The organism is Pseudokineococcus marinus, from assembly GCF_013004605.1.
Lineage (GTDB): Bacteria > Actinomycetota > Actinomycetes > Actinomycetales > Quadrisphaeraceae > Pseudokineococcus > Pseudokineococcus marinus.
Map to the genome: position 1 here is coordinate 1 of NZ_JABEMA010000226.1, position 5,042 is coordinate 5,042.

The window sequence follows — 5,042 nt, forward strand, 5'->3', positions numbered from 1 at the left end:
GTCCTGGGCCTGACCGGCGCGCTGACGGACTCGATCATCCGGTGGGGCATCGCCGGCAGCGTCGAGGAGACCACCGGAGCGCTCAACGACGCCATCGCGGCGGGCAACTCCGCGCAGATGGTCGGCGACGCGCTCCCACCCGAGGCGCTCGTAGAAGGCGGTGGCGCCGCCGTCGGCGCGGGTGACGAGCTCGGCCGTCGTCGTGCCGGCCGCGCGGGCACGGGCGGCGAAGGCCTCCAGCAGGGCCTCGCCGACCCCGGCGCCGCGCGCCGCGGGCGCGACGACGACCGCGGCGACCACGGCGACCGGCGCGCGGTCGTCGGTGCTCCTCGGCGGCGCGGCCGCGGCGTCCGCGGGCCCGCGACCCCCCGTGCCGAGGAGCCGCCGGGCGTAGGGGCGCGCCCGCGTCCGCACGAAGCGCAGGGCGGCACGGGGGCGCAGGCCCAGCGCCCGCGCTCCGGCGGCCGCGAGCGACCAGCGGTGGCGGGCGACGACCTCGGCGACGAGCGCGCGCTGGTCGGTGGCACCGACGAGGAAGCCGACCGGGACGGCCTCCGAGCCCCCGACGAGCTCGGCGACGAGCGCGACGCCGTGGGGGGCGTCGAGGTGGGCGCCGTGCCAGCGGGCGACGAAGCCGCGGCCGAGCGACGGGAAGAAGCCGTGGGGCAGGTGGCGGCACTGCCAGCGCGCCGTCCGCGCCAGGTCCGACGGCACGGCCGGGCGCACGCGCAGCACCGGCGTCGTCGCGGGGGGAGGAGGCACGTCGCCCAGCTCCTCGGTCATCGTCCGTCACCGGTGATCACCGGCTGTGCCCAGCATGACCGCGCGTGCCCGGTCGGGGCCGGTGACACGCCGGGGTCCGCCGCACGGCCCGGGGAGCCCCCGCGGGCGCCTGACCTGCTCGGACGCGACGGCGCCCGCCACCTGCGGTGGTGGCGGGCGCCGTCGGAGCGCTCGGGTGCGAGCGGGGGGCTCAGCCCTTGGCGGCGGCCTTGAGCTTGCTGCCGGCCTTGATGCTGACGCCGGTGGTGGCGGCGATCTCGATGGACTCGCCGGTGCGCGGGTTGCGGCCCTGGCGGGCGGCGCGCTCGACGGTCTCGACGCTCATGAGGCCCTGGATCGAGACGCTGTCGCCCTGCGACACGGCCTCGGTGAGGACGTCGGCGAAGCCGCCGATGACCTTGTCGACGTCGCCCTTGGACACGTCGCCGTCGAGCTTGTCGGCGATCTTCTGGACGAGCTCGTTGCGGTTGATGGACACGCGGGACCTCCAGGTCGGGCCGGTGGGCCGGCCGGTCTCTCGGCGCCCGCCGGGAGCGGGGCGCCTCGTCGGGTGGTGTCGGTCGGTGCGGTGGTGCCGGTCGAGCTGGGTCGGCGGGGAGGCCCCGCCGGCCCGATGCACGCTGAGTGCTCGGCGGCGACCCTACGCGGTGCCGGGGCGCCGGGGGCGGACGCGGTCCGCGCCGCCGGGCGCGTCGTCAGGCGCCGGTGCCCGCCAGGGTGGCCACCATGACCGCCTCGATGGTGTGCCGGCGGTTCTCCGCCTGGTCCCAGACGACCGACGCGGGGCCGCGGAAGACCTCGTCGGTCACCTCCATCTCGGTCAGGCCGTGGCGGGCGTGGACGGCGCGGCCGAGCGACGTCCCGAGGTCGTGGAAGGCGGGCAGGCAGTGCATGAAGCGGACGTCGTCGACGCCCGTCGCGGCGAGGACGGCGGCGTCGACGCGGTACGGCGCCAGCAGGGGGATGCGCTCGTCCCACGCGCTCTCGGGCTCGCCGAGGGAGACCCACACGTCGGTGTGGACGAAGTCGGCGCCCCGCACGCCGGCGGCGACGTCGTCGGTGACGGTGAGGCGCGCGCCGGTGGTGCGCGCGGTCTCCCGGACGGCCGCGAGCACCTCCGCGGACGGCTGGAGCGGCTCGGGGGCCACCACGCGGGCGTCCATGCCCGTCAGCGCCGCCATCGCGAGGAGGGACGCCGCGACGTTGCCGCGCCCGTCGCCGAGGAAGGCGAAGGACGTCTCGGCCAGCGGCCGGGGCGAGTGCTCGGCCATCGTGAGGGCGTCGCAGAGGGACTGGGTCGGGTGCCACTCGTCCGTCAGCCCGTTCCAGACGGGGACGCCGGAGACCTCCGCGAGCAGCTCGACGGTGGCCTGCGCGGCGCCGCGGTACTCGATGCCGTCGTAGAGGCGCCCGAGGACCCGACCGGTGTCCTCCACCGACTCCTTGTGGCCGAGGTGGGAGCCCGCCGGGTCGAGGTACGTCGTGTGCGCGCCCTGCGCCGCGGCCGCCAGCTCGAAGGCCGCGCGGGTGCGCGTGCTCGTCTTCTCGAAGAGCAGGGCCACGGCGCGGCCCTCGAGACGCCGGCGCGCACGGCCCTCGCGGCGCTCGGCCTTGAGCCGGGCGGCGAGCTCGAGCAGCGCCGCCCACTCCTCCGGTGAGTGGTCGAGCTCCTTGAGGAAGCTGCGGCCCGTCAGGTCCACGGGCGGCAGGTCGCCGGAGAAGGGGTCGACGGGGGCGCTGGGGGCGTCGTCAGGGTCGTCCACGCGCTCGATCCTGCCCGAGGCCGCCGTCCGCCCGCCGCGGCGCCCGCCCGTCGGAGGGACGAGCGGGCCGCGCGGCGGGGCCGGGGTCCTCAGGCGGGCGTGCTCCGGACGGCGTCGGCCGCCGCCTCGAGGCCCCCGAGGGCGAGCACCGACTCGGCGACGTCGGCGACGCGCCGCCGCGCGGAGCGGGCCGTGCGCCGCAGCGCCCCGAAGGCGTCCGTGGCGTCGACCTGCTGCTGGGCCATGAGGTAGCCGACGGCGCGCTCGACGACGACGCGGTGGTCGAGGGCGTGCTGGAGCTGCTCGGCGAGCCGGCTCGTGCTCTCCGCCGCCGCGGCGCTCGCGAGCAGGCCCGCGGCCACGCGGGCGGCGGACTCGAGGACGTCGAGCTGCTCGGGCTCCCACGCGACCGCCTCCTCGCGGACGGCCACGAGGCAGCCGACGGGGCCGCCGGCGACGGACACCGGGACGGTGGCGACGGCGCGGGGCGACCCGGAGCCGTCCACGGGCGGCGGCGAGCCGGGAGCCGCGTCGTCGGTGGGCACGCCGCGGCCGGAGCCGGCGTCGACGCCGCCCTCGAGCCCGCTGCCCACCCCGTCGGAGGACTGCTCGCCGAGCGCGCCCTCGACCGGCCGGGCGGCGATCGCCGGCCCGAGCGAGGGCCACCGCGGGTCGACGAGGACGTCCGTGGTGGCGCGGGAGCGCCCCAGCACCTGGGCGTCCGTGGCGGGCCCGGAGGTCGTCTCGTCCTCGGCGCGCTCGAGGGAGCGGGTGGCGGAGCCCGTCCAGGCGACGCAGGACAGCCGCCCGTCGGCGTCGCGGAGCATCAGGCCGGCGGAGGCGAGTGGCAGGGCGGCGCTCAGGGCGGACAGCAGGTCGCCGAGGGTGTCGGCGGCGCCGGCGTCCGCGCTCTCGGCGGCGGAGGCCAGCTGCTGCAGCCGCGCGAGCCCGGCGCGCAGGGCATCGGGGTCGACGTCGGTCATCTGCCCATCGTCGCCCGGCGGACCTCGGGACGCCCGCTGGCCACGCCCGCGGGCGCGCCCGGTGGTGGCCCGGTGGTGGCCCGGGTGGTGGTCCGGTGGTGGGCAGGGGCGCGGCGCCCTGCCCGTCGCGGGGTCGGGCCCGTCGCAGAGCCGCCCGGCCCTCAGCCGCGGAGCGGCTCCCCGTCGCGGAGCTCGCCGACGAGCGCGTCGACGACGGCCACGAGGTCCCCGCCGGAGCGCTCCGCGACGGCGCGCTGGCGCTGGTAGCTCGCCCCGGTGCGGGTGATCTGCTCGACCGCGCCGAGGGCGTCGACGCACCCCAGGTCGCGCGCCACGGGCTGCAGGTCCTCGAGCAGGTCGGCGAGGTCGTCGGTGACGAGCCGCTCGCGCCCCGCCGCGTCGAGGACGACCTCCGCGTCGAGGCCGTAGCGGGCGGCGCGCCACTTGTTCTCCTGGACGTGCCACGGCGGCATCGAGGGCAGCCGCTCGCCGGCGACGAGCCGCCGGTCGAGGTCGACGACGAGGCAGTGCACGAGCGCCGTCACCGCGCGCAGCTCGGCGAGGGTCGGGACGCCGTCGCACACGCGCACCTCGAGGGTGCCGAGGTGCGGGGCGGGGCGGATGTCCCAGCGCACGTCGGAGAGGCCGTCGATGACGCCGGTGCGCAGCTGGTCGTCGACGAAGCCCTCGTACTCCTCCCACCGCTCGAAGGCGAACGGCAGGCCCGCCGTCGGCAGCTGCTGGAACATCATGGCCCGGTTGCTCGCGTAGCCCGTGTCGACGCCCGTCCAGAAGGGCGAGGACGCCGTCAGCGCCTGCAGGTGCGGCGCCTTGTGCAGCAGCGCGCCGAGCACCGGGAAGACCTTGTCCGCGGAGTCGAGGCCCACGTGCACGTGCAGGCCCCAGATGAGCATCTGCCGGCCCCACCACTGCGTGCGCTCGATGAGCTCGGCGTAGCGCTCGCCGTCGGCCAGCTGGTCGGTGGACCACTGGCCGAAGGGGTGGGTGCCGGCGCAGGCGAGCTCGACGCCGAGGGGCTCGGCCGCGGCCCGCACCGCCGCGACGGCCTCGCCGAGGTCCGCGGCCACCGCGTCGGCGTTCTCGCAGACGCCGCTGACGACCTCGACGGTGTTGCGCAGCAGCTCGCCGGTCACCCGGCCCGGGGCGAGCGAGCCCGCGGAGCGCACGCCCGCGAGGACGGCGTCCGCCGCGTTGACGAGGTCGCGCGACGTCCGGTCGACGAGCGCGAGCTCCCACTCGACGCCGACGGTCGGCCGCGGCGAGGGCGTGAAGGCGACGGCCACGGGCAGAGTCCAGCACGGCGGGAGCACCGCGCGCGCCGCGGTCCGCCCGGCGCGCCGTCCCGGGTCCCGGTCCGGGACCCGGTCCGGGGCCCGTGGGGCCCGAGGTCCGAGGCCGGTCCGAGGCCCGGCGCCGTGCGGTCGCGGCCGGGCGCCCGCGGGGGCACGCTCGCGCCCAGGACGAGACCGAGGACGGCGCGGCCGGTCGGGGC

The 5,042-nt window shown here is 78.3% G+C and carries 5 protein-coding genes; all 5 read right to left on the reverse strand.

Going from position 1 to position 5,042, the window contains the following annotated elements; genetic code table 11:
• On the reverse strand, window positions 1-762 hold a 762-nt coding region (locus HLB09_RS12725), incomplete at its 3' end, for a GNAT family N-acetyltransferase (RefSeq protein ID WP_171203725.1).
• Between the two features lie 211 nt (window positions 763-973).
• Window positions 974-1,261, reverse strand: a complete 288-nt coding sequence (locus HLB09_RS12730; RefSeq protein WP_171203726.1) for an HU family DNA-binding protein — start codon at window positions 1,259-1,261, stop codon at window positions 974-976.
• Window positions 1,262-1,478: 217 nt separating this feature from the next.
• Complete coding sequence (gene argF, locus HLB09_RS12735) at window positions 1,479-2,492, reverse strand: ornithine carbamoyltransferase (protein WP_171203728.1); 1,014 nt, start codon at window positions 2,490-2,492, stop codon at window positions 1,479-1,481.
• Between the two features lie 143 nt (window positions 2,493-2,635).
• Window positions 2,636-3,529, reverse strand: a complete 894-nt coding sequence (locus tag HLB09_RS12740; protein WP_171203727.1) for an ANTAR domain-containing protein — start codon at window positions 3,527-3,529, stop codon at window positions 2,636-2,638.
• 161 nt (window positions 3,530-3,690) lie between these two features.
• Window positions 3,691-4,833 carry a glutamate--cysteine ligase gene (locus tag HLB09_RS12745; RefSeq protein ID WP_322790169.1) on the reverse strand — a complete coding sequence of 381 codons (1,143 nt, stop codon included), beginning with the start codon at window positions 4,831-4,833 and terminating at the stop codon, window positions 3,691-3,693.
• Window positions 4,834-5,042 lie beyond the last annotated feature (209 nt).

What these genes read in the sequence shown, in the direction of transcription:
- HLB09_RS12740 (WP_171203727.1), bottom strand. Translation starts at nt 3,529, where the DNA reads ATGACCGACGTCGACCCCGATGCCCTGCGCGCCGGGCTCGCGCGGCTG.